Source organism: Sutcliffiella rhizosphaerae (genome assembly GCF_917563925.1).
In the GTDB taxonomy this organism is placed as follows: domain Bacteria; phylum Bacillota; class Bacilli; order Bacillales; family Bacillaceae_I; genus Sutcliffiella_A; species Sutcliffiella_A rhizosphaerae.
Genome location: NZ_CAKJTJ010000012.1, coordinates 47191 through 67718 on the forward strand (window position 1 = coordinate 47191; position 20528 = coordinate 67718).

Genomic DNA, 20528 nt, shown 5'->3' on the forward strand with positions numbered 1-20528 from the left:
TTTATACCTCCTCACACATGTGTAAGACTTTGATGAATTGACCCAAAAATAGCTGTATGGTTTTCTTGGATACATTAATCGGGGGAAGAATACGTATCACATTTTTACCTGCACTAAGTATAAGAAGCTTTTCCTGAAGTGCAGCTTTTACGTATGGTAATGCATCTCCTGCTACTTCCAACCCAATCAAAAAACCGATTCCTCTTACCTGTATTATGTTTGGAAATTTTTCACTTACCTTTTCTAATTCTTGCAGAAAAAATTTACTAGTTTGATTTGATGCATCTAGAAAGTCTGGAGAAATCTCTGTCAACGTGGCGATTGCCGCACTACATGCGAGAGGATTACCTCCAAAAGTGCTTCCATGCATTCCTGGTTGAAAAGTGCTTGCAACCTTTCCCTTTGCAAGCATGGCACCAATTGGGAATCCTGACCCAAGTCCTTTTGCTAATGTCATAATGTCTGGTTCAATCCCATATTGTTCGTAAAGAAATAGGCTACCAGTTCTTCCCATTCCTGTTTGAACTTCATCCACAATGAAAAGAATATCTTGTTGTTTACATATTTCAGCAAGCTCTTTTATCCATGCCGGCTCTGCTGGAATTACACCACCTTCTCCTTGAAGTAACTCCAACATCACCGCAGTTGGTTTTATTTCTTTTATTGCCTGTAAAGTTTCCCACTCATTAAATCTCAAATGGATAAATCCTTCAGGTAATGGTTCAAAACCGGTTTTTATTTTTTCTTGTCCTGTTGCAGCAACTGTTGCAAGAGTTCTACCATGAAAGCTTTGATGAAAGGTTATAATTTTTGCAGACCTTTCCGTCTTTTTATTTTCATAGGCTTTAACAAGCTTTATTGCTGCTTCGTTTGCTTCCGCACCACTATTACAGAAAAAAACTTGGTCAAAACAAGAACGAGAAGTTAGGATATTTGCAAGTTCTTCTTGTTTTGGCAGTTGATAGAGATTGGATATATGCCATAGGGAGTCGAGCTGTTCTTGGAGGGCTGCCTTTACTGGTAAAGGGCAGTGCCCGAGATTGCAAGTTGCAATACCAGAAGTGAAATCCAAATATTCTTCTCCATCAGCTGACCAAACGATACTTCCGCTTCCTTTCGTAATCGCCAGCGGAAAACGGCTGTAAGTATTCATAATGGAAGAATAGTTACTTAATGTATTAGACATGCTGTTTCAGTACCTCCTCTATATAAAAGGTAGTTCCAGCTACTGCTTCCCCTGTTGCAAATTTATGAACTAGATTTGCCTTCGAACCATTCACTATCCCTACTTTTTCTACGCCAGACTTCAAGCATGAAATTGCCGCTTTTACCTTTGGGATCATCCCACTTGTAATGTGTTGCTCTTCAATTAATTTGGTCACTTCTAAATCTGAAATAGTTGGGATAACGTTACCATTAAGTAATACACCATCGACGTCACTTACCATACATAACGGTGCCTGAAAATGTTTTGCGATAGCTGCTGCTGCCAAATCAGCATTAGTATTATAATGCTGACCTTGTTTATCTACTGCAACTGGAGAAATAACTGGAATAATTCCCTCATTAATCAACGTCAAAAGTAAATTCTTGTTAACTTCAAAAATTTCTCCTACCAAACCTAGTTCTTCCGAATTTTCTAACGGTTTTGCTTTTAATAGCATACCGTCTACACCACTTAACCCTAAGGCTATCCCTCCTGCCTTTATAATGTGTCGAACAATGAGTTTATTAACATTACCAGAAAGAACCATTTCAACAACATCTAAAACTGGAACTGTTGTTTTTCTTAAACCGTTTACAAAAACGGTCTCCACATCCAATGTATGTAAAAGTTCCGTTATAGCAGGCCCGCCACCATGAACAATAATTGGATGTATCCCATTTGACTTAAGTTTTACAATTTCGGTAAAGAATGAGGAAGGAAGAACATCTACCGTACTTCCTCCACATTTAATCACTAACATTTTCATAAAATCCCCTCCCCATTAAGTACGATAAGAGGCATTTATTCGGACATAATCGTAGGAAAGATCACAACCCCATGCTGTTGCATTATTCGTACCTTCTCCAAGCTGTATATGAATATCAATTTTTTCATTTTTCAAATATAATGCTGCTTCAGATTCCTTAAATGATATAGGCAGACCGTTTTCAACAATTTTTATTGGTCCAAGACTTATATGAATGTTCATAGGATCAAACAGAATTCCACTATATCCAACTGCTGACACAATTCTTCCCCAGTTTGCATCTTCTCCGTATATCGCTGTTTTTACAAGACTTGAACCGACAATCGTTTTGGCAATAGTTTGGGCATCAGAGTTCGTTAATGCCCCTTTAACCTGTACTTCTATAAGCTTAGTGGCACCTTCCCCATCACGGGCAATCTGTTTAGCTAATGATTCACAGACTTGCTTCAATCCTTCCTTGAAAAGTAAATATTCTTGATCATGAAGAGACCATTCACTATTGTTGGCTAATCCATTTGCAAGTACCAATACCATATCATTAGTACTTGTGTCACCATCTACAGTTATCATGTTAAATGTTTCATTCGTTACATCTTTCAATGCCTGATTAAGTGCACTTGATTGGATATTTATATCTGTAGTGATAAAACCAAGCATTGTTGCCATATTAGGGTGTATCATCCCAGATCCTTTGGCAGCGCCAGCAATGGTCATCGTTTTTCCGTCAATTGTGATTTGTACACATGCCTGCTTAGGAAATGTGTCCGTCGTAAGGATGGAATGATGAAAGGCATCATAATCCCTTACTCCTTCGATTGTTGTAATCGATTCGACTCCCTGCTGTATCTTTTGAATAGGAAGCTGCTCTCCAATCACCCCTGTCGAAATAACAGCAACATCGTTTTCTAAAAGCCCTGCCTTCTGGGCATATATCCTCCGCATTTCATAGGCATTAATAAAACCAATTTCTCCTGTACACGAATTTGCATTGCCGGAATTAACTAAAACACCTTGAAGTGTTTTATTCTCATTAATGCTTTCTTGTGTAACCTTTAATGGAGGTGCTTGGAAAATATTTGTTGTGTAAACTGCTGCTGCTTTAGCTGGAACACTAGAGTAAATCCAACCCAGGTCTTTTCTTTTTCGATTAATCCCGCAATGTAAACCTCCTGCAGAAAAACCTAATGGTGTACAAATATGCCCATGAGTTACGTCAGTCCATTTTACATGTTCCATTAATATATCTGTTTTCACATTTTCACCCCATTTTCTTATGGATAAACAGGTGTCATTTGTAGTCCTGTTTGTTCTTCCCAACCATTCATAATATTCATGTTTTGTATTGCTTGCCCTGATGCACCCTTCATGACATTATCAATGACAGATACAATAATGAGACGATTTGTCCTTTCATCTACTTTTAGACCAATATCGCAATAATTGGAACCATAGACCTCTTTTGTAGAAGGCCAAGCATTTTCAGAACGAATTCTGACAAAATAATGGTTTTGATAATAATGGTTATATAGTTCTAATAATGTTTGAGTTGATTCATTTTTGGAAAGATCCGCATATATCGTACACATAATACCTCTTGACATAGGAATCAGATGAGTGGAAAAAGTTATGTTACAAGATTCTGCAGCGAGATTTTGCATACATTGTTCCATTTCCGGGATGTGCTGATGTGTTCCAATTTTATATGCTTTTACATTCTCATTCACTTCACAATAATGTGTTCCTAGGGTTGCCTTTCTTCCCGCACCAGTTACACCGGATTTTCCATCTATAATAATGGAATTTGTATGAATCGAATTTTTTACTAGTAATGGTGCTAAACCTAATAAAGTTGCTGTCGGATAACATCCAGGATTTGCAATAAATGTTGATTGAGCAATTTCCCTTTTATATAATTCCGATAATCCATATGTAAATTTTTGTAGTATTTTACTAGGTGATGATGAATTTTTATACCATTCTTCGTATAATGAAGAATCTTTTAGCCTGTGGTCTCCTGATAAATCTATACATGGAATCTCATTCTCTATAAATCTTGGGATTAACTCTTTTGCAACACCAGATGGAGTTGCGAAGAAGAAAAAGTCTGCCTCATTCATTGCATGATCAACATTTGTTTCTTCTAATTTCTGCTCAATAATTCCTTGTAGATGAGGATACTGCTCTGAAATCATTTTTCCACTTGTGGAGTGGGATGCAAGGAAACTTATTTCTACTTTCGGATGCTGTTGTAATATTCTAATTAATTCTACTCCGCTGTAACCGTTAGCTCCGATAATTCCTACCTTCAAATCCCTCATCCTTTCCCTAGGTTCATAATATGAATTATTATAACTATATATGCATAAAAATACAATAAAGAATTGTAAAAAAAGTTAACAAGGTTCAGTGATTATTTTCGGAATAAACTATTTTATTGATTTCTTCTCTACATTTATGCTATTGTTTAACTGCGATGAGCTGAATTGTGTAAGTCGATGAACACGCTGTTTAAGCAAGGCATGAATGTGGTCATGCTGTTTATCGCCTCAATACGCAAGAAGGCACCTTTTTAGGTGCCTTCTTTTTTAGTTTCATCCTCTTGTTTTTGTTCGTGGTCTGCTCAAATACTTATCAAGGTTGGACTAAACTCTTCTGCTTTTCTAAATTTTTCTTCTTTTGATATAATAGCTACATCATGAAATGAAAGAAGGAATTATATTGGTACGCTTTGGTATTATAGGAACAAATCGGATTACAGAGTCCTTTATAGATGCAGCAAGAGAGCTAAATGACTTTAAATTATCAGCCATCTATTCAAGAAAACAGGAAACTGCCACTGATTTTGCAGCTAAATATGATGTAGAGCATACATACACGGATTTGAATGAATTTGCAAAAAGCGAACATACTGATGCAGTCTACATTGCCAGTCCTAACTCTTTACATTCCAGTCAGGCGATTACTTGTATGCAACATGGAAAACATGTAATTTGCGAAAAACCATTTGCCTCCACTTCAAAGGAAGTAGAACAAATGATAGATGTTGCCAGAAGGAACGATGTAGTTCTAATGGAGGCAATGAAATCAACTGTATTACCAAATTTTATTACTATTAAAGAGAACTTGCACAAAATTGGAAAAGTCCGCAGATACTGTGCAAGCTACTGTCAATATTCCTCACGATATGATAAGTATAAAGAAGGTATTGTTCTCAATGCCTTTAAACCAGAGTTTTCTAATGGCGCATTAATGGATATTGGAATATATACCATTTACCCTATGGTCGCTCTTTTTGGTAAACCTAAATTCTTACATGCGAGTTCGTATATGCTCTCTACTGGTGTAGACGGGCAAGGTAGTATCATGTTTACTTTTGATGAAATGGAAGCGACCGTTAATTATTCAAAAATTGCAGATTCTTTTCTTCCTACTGAAATCCAAGGTGAAGCAGGTAGTATGATTATTGACAAGATACACACTCCTGAGAATGTAAGAATACTCTACCGGAATGGTTCGGAAGAAGTCTTAACAGTTTCTCAACTTTCCAAGTCCATGTACTATGAAGCGAAAGAATTTATAGACCTAATAAATAGTGGAAAAAAAGAATCGTCACTAAACTCCCATAATAATTCATTGCAAACAATCAAGTTAATAGAAGAAGCAAGAAGAATAACCGGGATTGTCTATCCAGCAGATCTAACAAATAACGAAAGGGACCGCCATTAGATGGCTGGTCCCTTTTTCTAGTAAACTATTACCCAATTTATTAAATCTATTAAAAATGGACTATAGGCAGAGGTCATTCGTCCACTCTTTTCTCTATTAAATTCATACAATGTGGTAGATAAGAAAAGGGGGTGTAAGGAATGGCAGAAAGTAAAAAATTACAAAGCGACATTTCTAATCTGACTCAATCTACAACCAATATGATGCTACAAAATGTTTTAAAGAAACACAAAGTAAAACTAAATGGAGATAATCTCTCCAAAGATCAAAAAGCGCAACTTCGTAAGCTGGTTGCAGATATTCAGGATTCCTTTGGAAAACTGGAAAAGCTTCAAAATGAAGAAAAAAATCAATAAAACAAATCTTAATGGGGGATTTTTATAATGAGAAATGTAGACAACTGGTTATTTGGAAGTAGAGAATGCTCAAACTCTTGTAATAACACTTGGAACGCATTAGATGAGAGAAGTAGACATCCACTAGATGATATAGCTCAAGAAGCTGACCAAGTAAATAAAATGATTCAAAAATCATTTGAGCAAATAGTCATTAGAAATTCTTGTGATGTAGAAGTTTCCACAACTGATACAAAAATTGCCGCTTCTTTACAGGCTGCTATTCAAGCTGCAATTGCTTTAGTTATTAGTGTAAGTATTGCAGATAGCAGCAAAGCAGAAACAATCACTCAAGAACTACTACAAAAATCTAAGTCCGTTCAAGTAAATCATCAACAAACTGTCATTGAAAATTCTAAAGGTGTACGTGTAGCAACAACTGATACAGACGTTACCCTTAACATTCAATTGTTAATTCAATTATTAATTGCTTTGGTTGTTAGTGTAGATATTCTATAATTGGAAGCTTTGCCCTCTTTCAAAATACTAGATGCTTATGCTACACTCCTTTCTTATCATGAAAAACGACCCGCCTATCGTTTTTCAAACTTTTCATCAACTTTTTAGCCTCCTCTGTTAAACCCATCTTACACCACCACACCTATAAATAGAACGGGAACGAAGAAGATCCTTAGTGATCTTCTTTCAGTGTGTAGACAAAGGTACTTTTCTTATGTTAACGCGATTCCTATGTTGATCGTAGTGAAAGACGCGAAGACTCCTGCGGGAGGAAGGGACATGGGAAACCCCGCAGGGCGCAAGCCCGAGGAGGTTCCCGGACCGCCCGCGGAAAGCGAAGCGTCTGCAACGAAGATCAACAGTTAAATGCAAGTCTACAAATAATTTGGGTTTGTCAACAGTCTGGAAGAAGATCCTTAGTGATCTTCTTTCACTTTGTCAAGAATCTTTTCTAAGTTCCTGAGGCTTTTAACCCGTAAATAGCCGGCTTCTGAACTTTTTTCTAGCAAGATCTTGAAAACCTTCCCTTCTTCTTCCTTAGCTTATTTCATGCTAGTATTTTATAGCCAATCGCCTAGTTTTTAAAAATATAAAATCAATTATGGACTTTCTTCATATGATGAAATATATTACCAAACTTCAGGAGAAGAAAAAGGAGTTAGCATATGAGAGAATTTGAAAAGGAGTTAACTGCAGAACCTAAAATTTTCGCACGACCTACAAGTGCAACATCCAATCAGCAAGAATTCAGAAAAAATTTTTTAAAGACAATTCTTGAAGAACAGAAAGAAATAAATAGAGCTATTACTTCATCCTTTGAAAAAATACATGATAATTTTGAAGTTAATAAACAAGTGCAAGAAAATTACTATATCGACCTTTTAAAAAAGCTTCAAACACAGGATTCAAAAAGCGATGAATTAAAGGAAAACATCATCATAAATGAGAAAGCTAATATGGAATTAGGATTAAAAATTGAAAAACTAAAAGTATATATCAATGAACAAATTCATCTTGAATTAAAAGAAAGGTTATCAAAGCTGGAACGTTTATTTGAAGAAGAAAAATTAATAAATCAAGCAACCATCGACCAACTTGCCCATCAAGAAGATTTAACTAGAACTATAATTTCAAGGCTAGAAAAATCAGAAAGTTTATATGAGGACATTCATGCTACTTTATCTCAACAAGAATCATTGCATAAACAAATTAATGAAAAATTAGATGTTCAGGAAATGTTTCATAAAACAGTCATGCAGCGTCTAGACACACAGGATAAAATGTCACAAAAGCTGACCGAACAACTCGAAATATTAAAGAAAACCATTTTAGAAAGATTAGAAGCAACTATTTCTTCCATTGAATGGAGATATAAACAAACCCTTCAATACTTTGGAGGAATCTTCGGCTTAAAGGATAGAGTGATACAAAAGCAACAAACATTACCAGAACAACAAGAGCTAGAGGAAGAAAAAGTGGAAGTGGAAATAAAGTAACAACATATCCATATTAGCAAGACTGTAGTCAATTTCCCTGAGGTTGTCTACAGCTTTTTGTTTTATTTATAGTCAGCTTCCTTTCTCCATCCTTCCTATGCAATTCCATTTAGAACAAGGTAATAATGTTATTTTGTTTGATTTTTCTAAATATTCATTCTAATATACAAGTATCATTCTTTTAAGGGGACTAAATTATGGAAAAGTTGGTACATAAAACAATTGGACAACTTTTGGATGATACTGTTTCGAAGTATCCTGACAAAGAAGCAGTTGTATATGTAGAGGAAGATTTACGTTACACGTATACAGAATTTCAACAAATCATCAATCAAGCTGCCAAAGGTCTAATGAGCTTAGGAATTAAAAAAGGTGATCATATTGCAATCTGGGCATCCAATAAACCCGAATGGGTAATTACTCAATTTGCCAGCGCCAAAATTGGAGCAGTACTAGTTACAGTAAACACAAGTTATCAAATCAAAGAGCTTGAGTATTTGTTACGCCAATCTGATTCAACTACACTTATTCTAATGGATGAGTTTAAAAGTGAAAATTATTTAGAAATTCTGTATCAATTATGTCCAGAACTACGTCAATCCAAGGTGGGAGAATTAAAAGCTAATAAACTTCCACTATTAAAGAATATAATATATTTAGGATCTGACAATCACCCAGGCATGTATAGCTGGACTGATTTACTTGAAAAAGGTTCTACTATATCAGATGAAGACCTTTTTATTAGGCAAAATAACACTTTCCCTCAAGAAGTCATCAACATGCAGTATACTTCTGGGACAACGGGATTTCCAAAAGGAGTAATGCTCACCCATTCAAACATAATTAACAACGCTATCAATGTAGCAGAATGTCAAAAAATTACTTCAGTAGATAAAATTTGTATCCCCGTCCCTTTTTTTCATTGCTTTGGGTGTGTGATGGGTACTTTAGCTTCAGTTGCTACAGGTGCAACTATGGTCCCTCTCATAATGTTTGATCCCCTTCAAGTACTTAGAGCTGTGGAACAAGAAGACTGTACGGCTCTTTATGGGGTACCGACCATGTTTATTGCTGAATTAAACCATCCTGATTTTCCCAAATATAATTTATCTAGTTTAAGAACCGGAATTATGGCTGGCTCACCATGTCCAACTGAAATAATGAAAAAAGTAGTACATGAAATGGGAGCGACTGAAATTACGATTGCATACGGACAAACAGAAGCCTCACCTGTCATCTCACAAACAAGAACCCATGATTCAATAGAAAGACGAGTGTCAACAGTTGGAAGCGCTTTAAACAATGTGGAGGTAAAGATTGTGGACCCAGTAACTAGAGAAGAATTGCCAACTGGAGATCAAGGAGAGCTTTGTACAAGGGGCTACCACGTCATGCGTGGCTACTACAAAATGCCAGACCAGACTAAAGATACAATTGATGAAGATGGATGGCTGCATACTGGAGACCTTGCAACAATGGATAAGGAAGGTTATCTCGTAATAACGGGTAGACTAAAAGATATGATTATTCGTGGGGGAGAAAATATTTACCCGCGTGAAATTGAAGAATTTCTTTATACTCACCCAAAAGTGTTTGATGTTCAAGTAGTCGGGGTGCCTGATGAAAAGTTTGGAGAACAAGTAGCAGCTTTTATTAAGGTTAAACCTGGTGAAACTCTAAATGAATCAGAAATAAAGGAGTATTGTAAAGGTAATATCTCTAATTTTAAAATACCCTTCTTTGTAGAATTTCTGGATAATTATCCTATGACTGCATCAGGTAAGATTCAAAAATTCAAGTTGAGAGAGCTTGTAGAAAAATCATTATTTTCCTGAATTGACGTTTAATATAGTTGATTACTGCAACAGGCCACTAGATTTCATTGCCCAGAGATGAAAACAAAGCCTGTTGCGAGAATCAACAACGTTTTTTTCATCAAGTAATTCTTAAATAATCTCTAGCTGTAAGTGTTTTATTTGATAATCTATCCTCTTTTAATTTATAGTTCTCATAAGCTTCACCGTATGTAAAAGATCTTCCTCAGTCACGTCAAAGTGTGTAACAAACCGTACAAGAGACGGTCCAAATGTTACAGCTAGAATTCCTTTCTCTTTTAATAAACTTATATATTCTTCTGCTGTCAAACCTAACCCTTTCACATCTATCACGACGATGTTGGTTTCCACTTGGTTGACAACTTGTATCCCATTCATTTCGTGTAAGTTTTCTGCCAGCAGTTTTGCATGAATATGGTCCTCTATGAGTCTATCCGTCATTTGAGTTAAAGCGACTAATCCTGGAGCTGCAATGATTCCAACTTGTCGTAACCCTCCCCCAAGCCTTTTTCTCCATTTTCTTGCTCGTTCAATAAAAGGTTTGGGCCCTGCTAATATGGAACCAATCGGTGCTCCTAATCCTTTGGAAAGACATACTTGAACAGTATCTGTATATTTAGTAAAAGATTGAATGGAGCTCTGTTTACTTGCTGCCGCATTAAACAAACGTGCACCATCTAAATGAACCGGAACAGAATATTTAGATGCGATTTCATAGATTGCTTTCATGTTTGCAGAAGGAATGACAGCGCCACCTGCACGATTATGGGTATTTTCCAGACAAATCAATCCGGTTTCAGGGAAATGCTGGTCCTCCCCTCTTATCGCCGCCTCCACGTCATACGGTTCCATCATACCTCTTTTTCCTTGAATGGTTCTTGTCTGTACTCCTGCCAATGCCGCCACTGCACCCGATTCATAGTAAAATATATGAGACTCTGATTCTAAAATAATTTCATCACCCGGTCTGCAATGTGTTAGAACGGCTATTTGATTCCCTTGAGTACCACTTGTAACAAAAAGAGCTGATTCTTTTCCGAGCAATTCAGCTGCAGTTTCTTCTAGCTTTAGAACTGTTTTGTCTTCTCTATATACATCATCCCCTACTTCCGCATCATAGGCAGCCTTCCTCATTTCTAATGTCGGTTTGGTTACTGTATCACTTCTCAAATCTATCATTTGAAGAACTCCTTTTTTAACTATTTATATAGTAATAGACTAACAATCTGTTATTTAATTGTCTATGTATTTCGGAATCCGTAAAATAATCACCCTTTCAAATATTTTTCGTGCTATCATAGGGTTATTGAAATTAAAGGAGTTATTATGATGCAGGCACAAAAAATCAATGCTAATTCAGATCAATCAAAAGCACAAACTGTATATCCGATTTTAATTGTTATTGGTATTGCACATCTTCTAAATGATGCATTACAGTCAGTTGTTCCGGCCTTATTTCCTGTTCTTCAAAATTCTATGGGGCTTACCTTTACTCAATTAGGCCTAATTGCATTTGCTTTAAATGCAACTTCCTCACTCATTCAACCCATTGTTGGAATGTATACAGATAAGAAACCATCTCCATATGCGTTACCTATTGGGCTCACGCTTTCCTTGTTTGGAATAATCGGTTTAGCATTGGCTCCTTCATTTTGGATTATTATGATTTCAGTTCTATTCATCGGACTTGGCTCTGCTGCATTTCACCCGGAAGGTTCCAGAGTTGCGTATATGGCTGCAGGTAACCGTCGGGGATTAGCGCAATCTATTTATCAAGTGGGGGGGAATTCAGGTCAGGCATTAGCACCATTGATGGCAGCATTTATCTTGTTACCACTCGGACAAATTGGAGCACTTTGGTTTACCTTAGTAGCTGCTGCTGCAGTTGTTTTACTTTTGTACATAGCAGCCTGGTATAAACAGCAGGTAAATAAAAGCAAGCCTGTTGAAAAAATAGTAGTTCACAAAAAAACGATGAAACATGAGAAACGATTAAATGAAAACAAACGAATTATCGTTTTTTCTATTAGCCTATTAATTTTCCTAGTGTTTGCACGATCGTGGTTTCATGCAGGTATAACAAACTTCTATGCCTTTTATGCCATAGAAAACTATGGAATACCGATTGCAGATTCACAAATATACATTTTCGTATTTTTAGGTGCAGGTGCTATCGGTACATTTTTTGGTGGACCGCTTGCAGACCGTTTTGGAAAAAGAGTCGTTATATCACTTTCTATGTTAGGATCAGCTCCACTAGCCATCTTGCTTCCTTTTGTTGACCCAACATTTGCTTATCTTCTAATTGCCATTATTGGCTTTATCATTCTATCAAGTTTTTCTGTTACAGTAGTTTATGCACAGGAGCTTGTTCCAGGTAGAATTGGATTAGTTTCCGGATTAATTGTTGGTCTTGCTTTTGGCATGGGGGCTATTGGTTCAGTGGCACTTGGGGTTTTAGCAGATTGGATAGGATTGACAAATACCATTATTTTCACAGTTTGTTTACCCTTAATTGGTCTGCTCACCTTTTTACTACCATCTGACCAAAAGGTGAGAGAAATGCACAACTAATTTAGTTGACCAAGTTTATTGGGGTGCCTATACTAAATTAGGTGTAAATAAGATTTTTGAAAATGGTGATGAAAATGGATTTCGAAATAAAGTCACTCGCTTTTTACGTCATTGAAGTAGAAGGCAGTGGTGAACATGCAAAAAAGAAATACAAACAAATGGCAGTTCTCGATGAGGCAATGTACGAAGAAAGCCCGTTAAAATCTTTTCTTGACGGAGAGTTAATGAAAATTTCAAACAGAAAAGTAGACCGTCATCCTAAAAATGAACAGGTTCCTACCAAAATTGGCAGATTTATCGTCGAGCAAGGATACGATCTTGGATCAAATCCAAATTACAATTTGTTTCATCGGATTAGAATATCAGACTCATTAGATTCATTTTCCAAGGAGTCAAGTGAAGTAGCTTCTACCTATACAGATACTACTGCCATCCGTGGCGGAGTTTTAATTATTATTAAGGCTAAATTAAACAAATATTTTGATGAACCATTTGTCTTCATCCTAAAATGTGATTTTGAGCAAAAAGTGGCATCTATTACAGACGAAAACACTTTGATTCGTAATGTACAGATGGCAATTACGACTAAAAATATGAAGTCCATTCAATATCCTTTTATGCCAGAAGAAGGAATGGTAGAAGAAGGAGAGCTAAAAATACATCAGTCTTCCCACTCAAGGTATTTTGAAGATTTTTTGAAATATGTGGAGTACGGTGAATCGATGCCTGAAATAATTATGAACCAGGTGATGGGATTGGTTCACCGAGAAATATCTGAAACATATGTGGAGGAAAGTGATGAGAAAGAAAAAGTAGAGCAGGCTATGGAAGCTTGGGCAACCTCCCCTAAGCGTGAACTTCAAGAACGTTGGTCAGATGAACAAGTAATGGAAGCATCGGCAAGCTTGATCGAACACACCCCGGAAATTGAGTTGAAATTTAAATTAGATCATCTGAGTGTGAAGGGACTTCTTGCTGACTATGGAGAGAATGTGCATATTGCAAAAATAAATGATCGGTATGTTGTTTTATTAGAGGGTGACTTTCTTCAATTCGAAAAAAACGTCTCTCCTGTCGAAATGTTAAAGCCATCTGACCTTAAACTTGTCTTAGAACGAATGAACAAGAAATATTCCAATCTTTGATAAATAATGAATAATTGTCACCTTTTTATGGAAATATATGAACCACTATCTTCTAGGGGTGACTTTTATGGATTGGATGTCCATAGTACGCTACACATGTTCATTATTAGGAATAATCTGTCTTGGATTTACGTATAAGCACATGCTGAAAAGCTCCCGCACTAAAGGAAAAATGATGAATAGAGACAAATAAAAAACCGGGCCATCCACCCGGTTTCCTTATTTTTTGGATTCAAAAAGTTCAATCCACTCTCCATCTGGTCCAGTAAAAAAGATGTACCTTGCTCCGTCTGGTAAAATAGTAATTTCCTTCTCAATAAATGTTACATCTAGTTCCTTCAATCTTTCATACTCCACTTCAATATTATCTACAGTAAGTGCAAGATGATGAACTTTTCCTTCTGCTGGTAACTGATCATGATAGCCTTGAATAAGTTCTAGTTCTGTTTCTTCGCAATCATTAAATCCGAGAAATGCTAGTTTAATTTGTCCATTTGGATGGTCTACCTTCCCTTTAGTTATGAATCCTAGTACATTTGTATAAAAGTCGATAGACAACTCCATATCTTTTACCATTACCCCAATATGTTCCAACCGTTTAATAGCCATTTATTCGTCTCCCCTGTTGTTACATAAAGTGATTCTTATATCATTTCTCTTTCAGTCTTTTGATATTTTCAACAAGAAAGTTTACGTATTCTTCATCTTTTTGGAGCCAAGCCCCATGGTTTCGTTTGATATGTTTTTCAGCTTCGAGAAAAGTACTAAAACTACTTTCGATAAGGTGAGCTTTATTTTCCACATACCAAGAACCATTATCTTTTGGAAAAAGAAAAAATGTTCCTTGTTCCTTTGAATCATATAAAACCCCATTGGAAGATTCTTTTACATTAAATATATTATTCTGTGCATCCTGTTTTACAGGGACTAATGAAAAGGCTTCTTCTACAAATAGTTTGTATGCTTCTTCATTTAATTGGCATCCTGAAGCTTTCGCATGTCCTCCCCCATCAAATTTTCTTGCAACTGCTGAAACATCAATATTATCGTGGATCGTTCTTAGACTTATCCTTTTATTCCCCATATTTATCATGGCAATATAATCAAGATGTGTATTCTCTTTCCCTAGTACGTTACCTAATTCTGATAGAAATTGCTCAGCATGCACAATACCTACCCAAAGGTTATCTATTGGTTTTTGGACGATTTCACGACGTTTTTTCCGAAGGTATCTTTCAAGTTTTTGTTCTTCCATATCTAATATTTTTGTTTCAAAATCATCAAAGTCGAAAGCTGAATCATTAGATAGTTTCTCCAACATTCTTTCTTCAAACTCTTCAATGGAAATCATATAGAGCAAATCATTTAACCTTTTAGCTTTAACATTATTTAATTTATCCCATTCCCAAGTGTCATATTGCCTAATAAGTTCCACCGCTTCGTCAAGTGACTTTGTTCTTTGGATATAATGATGCTTAACAAGGTATTCATAAAATAATGAAGTTGCACTTGTTAATCTCCCATCCTCGTACTCGACAACAACAGATGCCCATTCAAATTCATTTAAATGGAGCGCTGTTTTATGATGGTCAATAAACTGTGCAAAGCCACCACCTGTTACAAACTCTTCTAACTTAAGTGCATTTTCATCATGGACAGAAAGATCTGTAATATAAATCTGATGCTTAGTCGTCGCCTCATTCAAAAAATCCGCAACTTGATAATTCAAGCTTCCGACCGAATTATAATGCACCATTACTTTATCTTCAAAGGCAATTTTGGCTAATATACCGCAGCCCACCCCATCTAAATCATTATGTGTAAATAGATGTATCACTTTCTGACCCCTCTCTTATCTTCTACTTTGTATATTGTTCTCCCCAGTATTTTTTAATATGAGCATTTCTTCCAGACTCTTCTCTTTCTTGTTTATATTTCTCTGGGTTTTTTTTGTAAAACTTTTGATGGTATTCCTCTGCATCATAAAACGTTTCAGCTTTTTTTATTTCTGTGACGATTTGCTTTTTATATCGTCCACTTTTAGCCAATTGTTCCTTTGACTCTTGGGCAAGCTTATGCTGTTCTTCAGTATGATAAAAAATTGCAGTACGATATTGTGAGCCTCGATCAAAAAACTGACCCTCATTATCAGTAGGATCAATTTGTGGCCAATATAATTCCAACAACTTTTCATAAGGAAATACTTTAGGGTCAAATTCAATTTGTACTGCTTCATAATGTCCCGTGTTTCCTTTTTTTATATCTTCATATGTAGGATTCTTTGTATCTCCACCTGTATATCCAGAAACAACCTTTTCAATTCCATCCATCTCATCAAATGGTTTTACCATGCACCAAAAGCAACCCCCTGCAAATGTAGCCAACTCTGTATAATTATTTGTCATTTCCTTACTCCTTTACTTTGTTGTATGTGATGGAATTTTACACTATAACTCTTATTAAAACAATTACTTCGGAAATAAAAATAACTTCTCTATTCCAAAACAAGAAAAAATCTATAGCATAGCTTCATAGGGATTGCCCGAACGGAAGTAGTCACTTTCTAAACAGCAATGATTGTTTACGAATTAAAATACATTATCTTTAGGAAGTGCACCATTTGTAAAAATAAAAAGAGGCAAGCTATTACTAGCTATACCTCCATTTTTTACTGCATTTTTTTATTGTAATACTCTACTGAATATTGGGCTCCCTCACTTACCATATTGTTGTCTTGAATGTCTTCTGGATCAGGATTGCCAGCTTTCTCAATTGGTAGATTCGTTTTTCTATATTTTAATGGAACTAACTTGTTTTTTAGTTTCTTTGAAAAGAAAGTTATTTTTTCTCTGTACGGTTTATATGCTAAGAGACCTGCACCAGTTAGACTTGCTACTCCTGCAATCATTAAAGGTTTTTTCAGTTGACGTGTATTCATAATGAACGCCTCCATTTTTATAAGTATTACTATTGGAGGTGTTATTCCCTTCTTGGTGGATGTTAAACATGTTAATTACAACCCGTGTTTCGTTATGACAGCTTTAATTGCCATATAGTCCACAGCGTCTGGTAGTTGCTCTTTAATTGGTTTTAATTTTTCAGAACCAACATCAACAATTACCTTAATGATTTCTTTCTCAAACTCTCCAGGAATAAAGTCATCCCAATCAATTTCCATTTCCTCTTCCGTCACACACTTAAAAAGGTGATTTTGAATGGTGATAATGGTCATTCCTCTCAACTTAGCAATATCTTTTAGTGAGTGTCCATCAGTGTACATGAGAAAAGTTTTTATATGACTTTTTTCGGTAGGGTATTCATTGATTTCTTGCTTTGACGAGATTTTCTTTTTTTCCGGAATACCATTTCTCTCGACGTAGTGGCTTATTTCCTCTAAAAACAGATTTCCATACTTTTTGAATTTCAATGCCCCTATTCCTTTTACTTGAAGCATGGATTCCTCATCAAGAGGTAATTCCTTACACATCTCCTTAAGGGTACTGTCAGGGAAGATAACATATGGTGGAACTTCCTCTTGCTTAGATAGGTTTAGGCGAAGCTCTCGCAATTTATTAAACAATTCATTGTCTTCTACAATTGATTGTACTTCTTCTTTCATTTTAAAAATTACTTTTTCTTGCCCTTTTAATACAGCTACAGCCTTATTCCCAATTTTTACGATTGGATATTGCCCTTCTGTCAAATAGAGATAACCTTCTGCGATAAGAATGTTAATCAGATCTACTAGTTGTTTCTCTGTATAAGAGCTCATCAAACCATATGTAGGTAGCTGTGCGAAATTAAATTGAGCAATACGTTTATCCTTGGAGCCTTTTAAGACTTTAGCCACCAATGTTGCACCAAATCGTTCATTCATTCTGTGAATGCAACTAAATATTTTCTGTGATTCCATTGTGATATCTCGTTCAGTAAACTCTTCAGAACAGTTACTGCACTTCCCACAAACCATGTCTATCTCTTCCCCAAAGTAGGAAACTACATAGGATTGAAGACATCGCTGTGTATAACAATAATCCATCATTGCTTGAAGTTTTTGATATTCCTGGCGTTTTCGTTCAGGGGAACTAACACTTTCTTCGATAAGAAACTTTTGAATTTGAATATCTCTGGCATTAAATAGTAAAATGCATTCGCTGTTCTCCCCATCTCTACCAGCCCTTCCCGCTTCTTGATAATATGCTTCCACGTTCTTCGGCATATTATAGTGGATGACAAATCGAACGTTTGACTTATCAATTCCCATCCCAAAAGCATTTGTAGCAACCATTAATTTAAGACGATCAAATAAAAATTCATCTTGGTACTGTTTTCTTTCTTCCTCTGAAAGACCAGCATGATACTTCCCTATTTTATATCCCTTTTTTTGAAAAGTACGATGGAGTTTATCAACTTCTTTTCTTGTCGTGGCATAAATAATACCTGATTCATCTTTGTTTGCTTGAATGAATTTTGTAAGAAAGGTTTCTTTATCTTGACCACGTAACACAGTAAAAGATAGATTGTCTCTCGTGAAACCAGTAACATATGTATTTTCTTCTCTAATGTCCAAAAGCTGCTGAATATCCTGGATTACTTGTTTCGTTGCAGTTGCTGTAAAAGCAGCAACAACTGGTCTACCAGGAAGTTTATTAATAAAACTACCAACTTCCCTATAACTTGGACGAAAATCATGGCCCCATTGTGACATACAATGTGCTTCATCAATTGCGATTAACGAGATTTGTATTTCTCTAATCACTTCCGTAATTTCATAGGATTCCAGTCTCTCAGGAGCTAAATATAAAATTTTCGTTTCACCATTGACGATGCTAATTAATCGTTGTTTTATTTCAGCTGAATTTAAGGAACTATTAATATAGGATGCCGAAATACCAACGTCATTTAGGGAATCAACCTGATCCTTCATGAGAGAAATTAATGGGGAGATAACAATGGTTAGACCTTCACTTAATAAGGCTGGAATTTGAAAGCATATCGATTTCCCTCCACCAGTAGGCATCACTCCAAGCGTGTTAGTATTGTTCAGTATACTTTTTACAATATTCTTTTGACCTGGTCTGAAATCTTCATAGCCAAAATATTGTTGTATTAGAATTTTCCCTTGTTCGTACAATTTGGATACACCTCTTTATGAAATAAAGTTTGGGAAGATAATAAAGGCTGAGGATTTTTCGTGGGTTATTTGCTTTCTTTTAGTCTATAACAATAAAAAGTAGTCTGCAAATGCTTGGTAAAGGATATTCTATCTAATTTCTTGATTTTAATTGTCAGAATGTTTAAAATTTGTATTATGATGGGTTGTTGATCTTTTTTTATCCACTTTTGAATACGCTTACATAAAGAGGATTAATAATCTATTAATCTATTTTAAAGGAGGATTTTCATGATTTACGCAAACCCCGGTGAAAAGAATTCAAAGGTAACTTTTAAAAGTCGCTATGATAACTTTATTGGTGGCGAGTGGGTCCCCCCTGCAAATGGTGAGTATTTTGAGAATGTAACTCCAGTAACGGGACAAGTGTTTTGTGAAGTAGCCCGTTCCACTTCCGGTGATATTGAACTTGCTCTAGATGCTGCCCATAAAGCTAAAAAAGCTTGGGGTCAAAAAACAGCTGCAGAAAGAGCCAATATATTAAATAAAATTGCTGATACAATGGAAGAAAACCTAGAAATGCTAGCAGTGGCGGAAACATGGGAAAACGGGAAACCTGTTAGAGAAACAATGGCTGCAGATATTCCACTTGCCATAGATCATTTTCGATATTTTGCTGGTTGTATCAGAGCGGAAGAAGGTTCTATTGGCGAAATAGACAATGATACGATTGCTTATCATTTTCAGGAACCTCTAGGTGTTGTGGGACAAATTATTCCATGGAACTTTCCACTTTTAATGGCGACATGGAAATTGGCACCTGCGCTTGCTGCTGGGAATTGTGTTGTGCTAAAACCAGCCGAACAGACACCTGCGTCAATAATGGTTTTTGCTGAATTAATTTCTGACCTCCTCCCTCCTGGAGTTGTCAACATAGTCAATGGTTTTGGACTAGAAGCAGGAAAACCGCTTGCATCAAGTAACCGTATTGCCAAGATTGCCTTTACTGGCGAAACAACAACTGGTCGACTTATCATGCAATACGCTTCCCAAAATATCATACCGGTAACACTAGAGCTTGGAGGTAAGTCTCCAAATATCTTTTTTGAAGATGTACTGGATCAAGATGATGATTTCTTTGACAAAGCGGTGGAAGGATTCGTTATGTTTGCCTTAAATCAAGGTGAAGTTTGCACATGCCCTTCTCGCGCATTAATACAAGAGTCCATTTATGATAAGTTTATGGCACGTGCACTCGAGCGAGTTTCCAAAATAACACAAGGTAATCCGCTAGATACTGAGACGATGATCGGTGCTCAAGCCTCCTCAGAACAATTAGAGAAAATCCTATCATACCTTGATATCGGAAAACAAGAAGGCGCGGAATTGTTAGCCGGTGGAGAGCGGAACATGTTCGAAGGTGACCTAGCAAATGGTTATTATATTAAACCGACCGTTTTTAAAGGGGACAATAATATGAGGATTTTCCAAGAGGAAATTTTTGGACCTGTTGTCTCTGTCACTACTTTTAAGACACCAGAAGAAGCATTAGAAATAGCCAATAATACGTTGTATGGTCTTGGTGCTGGTGTTTGGACGCGCGACATAAACACTGCTTACCGTTTCGGACGCCAAATTGAGGCTGGGCGGGTATGGACAAACTGCTACCATGCCTATCCTGCAAATGCAGCTTTCGGTGGTTACAAAATGAGTGGAATCGGTCGTGAAAACCATAAAATGATGCTTTCCCACTATCAACAAACGAAGAATCTGTTAGTAAGTTATAGTCCTCAGAAATTAGGATTTTTCTAA

The 20528-nt window shown here is 36.2% G+C and carries 18 protein-coding genes; 8 read left to right on the top strand and 10 right to left on the bottom strand.

Annotated elements, in window-relative coordinates; all coding sequences use genetic code 11:
- Nucleotide 1: 1 nt before the first annotated feature.
- The 4 genes from LRP81_RS12120 to argC are packed head-to-tail and all read right to left on the bottom strand — an operon-like array spanning nucleotide 2 to nucleotide 4291.
- Nucleotides 2-1186: an aspartate aminotransferase family protein gene (locus LRP81_RS12120; protein ID WP_230501542.1), complete on the bottom strand. Its 1185-nt coding sequence runs from the start codon at nucleotides 1184-1186 to the stop codon at nucleotides 2-4.
- Nucleotides 1179-1973, bottom strand: coding sequence for an acetylglutamate kinase (gene argB, locus LRP81_RS12125; protein ID WP_230501543.1), 795 nt, complete (start codon nucleotides 1971-1973; stop codon nucleotides 1179-1181). Before argB ends, LRP81_RS12120 begins: the two co-directional genes overlap by 8 nt.
- A gap of 15 nt (nucleotides 1974-1988) precedes the next feature.
- Nucleotides 1989-3209 (bottom strand): bifunctional glutamate N-acetyltransferase/amino-acid acetyltransferase ArgJ, encoded by a 1221-nt coding sequence (gene argJ / locus LRP81_RS12130; protein ID WP_230501595.1) that lies wholly within the window; start codon nucleotides 3207-3209, stop codon nucleotides 1989-1991.
- A gap of 35 nt (nucleotides 3210-3244) precedes the next feature.
- Nucleotides 3245-4291 carry an N-acetyl-gamma-glutamyl-phosphate reductase gene (gene argC / locus LRP81_RS12135; protein ID WP_451923574.1) on the bottom strand — a complete coding sequence of 349 codons (1047 nt, stop codon included), beginning with the start codon at nucleotides 4289-4291 and terminating at the stop codon, nucleotides 3245-3247.
- A gap of 400 nt (nucleotides 4292-4691) precedes the next feature.
- On the opposite strand from argC, the gene LRP81_RS12140 reads away from it, so the two are divergent.
- The 5 genes from LRP81_RS12140 (at nucleotide 4692) to LRP81_RS12160 (ending at nucleotide 9884) form a co-directional block, all read left to right on the top strand.
- The gene (locus tag LRP81_RS12140) at nucleotides 4692-5699 is read left to right on the top strand and encodes a Gfo/Idh/MocA family protein (RefSeq protein ID WP_230501545.1); all 1008 of its coding nucleotides are present in this window, start codon (nucleotides 4692-4694) and stop codon (nucleotides 5697-5699) included.
- 140 nt (nucleotides 5700-5839) lie between these two features.
- Nucleotides 5840-6055 carry a hypothetical protein gene (locus tag LRP81_RS12145; protein ID WP_230501546.1) on the top strand — a complete coding sequence of 72 codons (216 nt, stop codon included), beginning with the start codon at nucleotides 5840-5842 and terminating at the stop codon, nucleotides 6053-6055.
- Between the two features lie 27 nt (nucleotides 6056-6082).
- Nucleotides 6083-6553 carry a spore coat protein gene (locus LRP81_RS12150; protein WP_230501547.1) on the top strand — a complete coding sequence of 157 codons (471 nt, stop codon included), beginning with the start codon at nucleotides 6083-6085 and terminating at the stop codon, nucleotides 6551-6553.
- A 665-nt stretch (nucleotides 6554-7218) separates the two neighbouring features.
- A complete protein-coding gene (locus LRP81_RS12155; RefSeq protein WP_230501548.1) occupies nucleotides 7219-8049 on the top strand; it encodes a hypothetical protein in 831 nt (276 codons plus the stop codon).
- Nucleotides 8050-8246: 197 nt separating this feature from the next.
- Entirely contained in the window at nucleotides 8247-9884 is a 1638-nt protein-coding gene (locus LRP81_RS12160; RefSeq protein ID WP_230501549.1) for an AMP-binding protein, read from the top strand.
- Nucleotides 9885-10043: 159 nt separating this feature from the next.
- Here LRP81_RS12160 and ltaE read toward each other — a convergent pair whose 3' ends face one another.
- Nucleotides 10044-11063, bottom strand: a complete 1020-nt coding sequence (gene ltaE, locus LRP81_RS12165) for a low-specificity L-threonine aldolase (RefSeq protein WP_230501550.1) — start codon at nucleotides 11061-11063, stop codon at nucleotides 10044-10046.
- A gap of 150 nt (nucleotides 11064-11213) precedes the next feature.
- Between ltaE and LRP81_RS12170 the strand changes: the two genes are divergently transcribed.
- Together LRP81_RS12170 and LRP81_RS12175 are read left to right on the top strand one after the other, a co-directional pair.
- Nucleotides 11214-12458, top strand: a complete 1245-nt coding sequence (locus LRP81_RS12170) for an MFS transporter (RefSeq protein WP_230501551.1) — start codon at nucleotides 11214-11216, stop codon at nucleotides 12456-12458.
- Between the two features lie 74 nt (nucleotides 12459-12532).
- On the top strand, nucleotides 12533-13603 hold the full coding sequence (locus LRP81_RS12175) for a DUF3900 domain-containing protein (protein ID WP_230501596.1): 1071 nt from the start codon (nucleotides 12533-12535) through the stop codon (nucleotides 13601-13603).
- A 219-nt stretch (nucleotides 13604-13822) separates the two neighbouring features.
- Here the strand turns inward: LRP81_RS12175 and LRP81_RS12180 are convergent, their stop codons facing one another.
- The 5 genes from LRP81_RS12180 to recQ form a co-directional block, all read right to left on the bottom strand.
- On the bottom strand, nucleotides 13823-14212 hold the full coding sequence (locus tag LRP81_RS12180; RefSeq protein WP_230501552.1) for a VOC family protein: 390 nt from the start codon (nucleotides 14210-14212) through the stop codon (nucleotides 13823-13825).
- A gap of 40 nt (nucleotides 14213-14252) precedes the next feature.
- Nucleotides 14253-15440 carry a DHH family phosphoesterase gene (locus LRP81_RS12185; RefSeq protein WP_230501553.1) on the bottom strand — a complete coding sequence of 396 codons (1188 nt, stop codon included), beginning with the start codon at nucleotides 15438-15440 and terminating at the stop codon, nucleotides 14253-14255.
- Between the two features lie 22 nt (nucleotides 15441-15462).
- Nucleotides 15463-16008, bottom strand: coding sequence for a peptide-methionine (S)-S-oxide reductase MsrA (gene msrA / locus LRP81_RS12190; protein ID WP_230501554.1), 546 nt, complete (start codon nucleotides 16006-16008; stop codon nucleotides 15463-15465).
- A 263-nt stretch (nucleotides 16009-16271) separates the two neighbouring features.
- Nucleotides 16272-16541, bottom strand: a complete 270-nt coding sequence (locus LRP81_RS12195; RefSeq protein WP_230501555.1) for a hypothetical protein — start codon at nucleotides 16539-16541, stop codon at nucleotides 16272-16274.
- Nucleotides 16542-16616: 75 nt separating this feature from the next.
- Complete coding sequence (gene recQ / locus LRP81_RS12200) at nucleotides 16617-18737, bottom strand: DNA helicase RecQ (RefSeq protein ID WP_230501556.1); 2121 nt, start codon at nucleotides 18735-18737, stop codon at nucleotides 16617-16619.
- 270 nt (nucleotides 18738-19007) lie between these two features.
- Between recQ and adh the strand changes: the two genes are divergently transcribed.
- Nucleotides 19008-20528, top strand: coding sequence for an aldehyde dehydrogenase (gene adh, locus LRP81_RS12205; RefSeq protein WP_230501557.1), 1521 nt, complete (start codon nucleotides 19008-19010; stop codon nucleotides 20526-20528).

What these genes read in the sequence shown, in the direction of transcription:
- LRP81_RS12195 (WP_230501555.1), bottom strand. Translation starts at nt 16,541, where the DNA reads ATGAATACACGTCAACTGAAAAAACCTTTAATGATTGCAGGAGTAGCA.
- argC (WP_451923574.1), bottom strand. Translation starts at nt 4,291, where the DNA reads ATGAGGGATTTGAAGGTAGGAATTATCGGAGCTAACGGTTACAGCGGA.
- LRP81_RS12155 (WP_230501548.1), top strand. Translation starts at nt 7,219, where the DNA reads ATGAGAGAATTTGAAAAGGAGTTAACTGCAGAACCTAAAATTTTCGCA.
- argJ (WP_230501595.1), bottom strand. Translation starts at nt 3,209, where the DNA reads ATGGAACATGTAAAATGGACTGACGTAACTCATGGGCATATTTGTACA.
- LRP81_RS12170 (WP_230501551.1), top strand. Translation starts at nt 11,214, where the DNA reads ATGCAGGCACAAAAAATCAATGCTAATTCAGATCAATCAAAAGCACAA.
- argB (WP_230501543.1), bottom strand. Translation starts at nt 1,973, where the DNA reads ATGAAAATGTTAGTGATTAAATGTGGAGGAAGTACGGTAGATGTTCTT.
- LRP81_RS12150 (WP_230501547.1), top strand. Translation starts at nt 6,083, where the DNA reads ATGAGAAATGTAGACAACTGGTTATTTGGAAGTAGAGAATGCTCAAAC.
- ltaE (WP_230501550.1), bottom strand. Translation starts at nt 11,063, where the DNA reads ATGATAGATTTGAGAAGTGATACAGTAACCAAACCGACATTAGAAATG.
- adh (WP_230501557.1), top strand. Translation starts at nt 19,008, where the DNA reads ATGATTTACGCAAACCCCGGTGAAAAGAATTCAAAGGTAACTTTTAAA.
- LRP81_RS12160 (WP_230501549.1), top strand. Translation starts at nt 8,247, where the DNA reads ATGGAAAAGTTGGTACATAAAACAATTGGACAACTTTTGGATGATACT.
- LRP81_RS12120 (WP_230501542.1), bottom strand. Translation starts at nt 1,186, where the DNA reads ATGTCTAATACATTAAGTAACTATTCTTCCATTATGAATACTTACAGC.
- msrA (WP_230501554.1), bottom strand. Translation starts at nt 16,008, where the DNA reads ATGACAAATAATTATACAGAGTTGGCTACATTTGCAGGGGGTTGCTTT.
- LRP81_RS12180 (WP_230501552.1), bottom strand. Translation starts at nt 14,212, where the DNA reads ATGGCTATTAAACGGTTGGAACATATTGGGGTAATGGTAAAAGATATG.
- LRP81_RS12145 (WP_230501546.1), top strand. Translation starts at nt 5,840, where the DNA reads ATGGCAGAAAGTAAAAAATTACAAAGCGACATTTCTAATCTGACTCAA.
- LRP81_RS12175 (WP_230501596.1), top strand. Translation starts at nt 12,533, where the DNA reads ATGGATTTCGAAATAAAGTCACTCGCTTTTTACGTCATTGAAGTAGAA.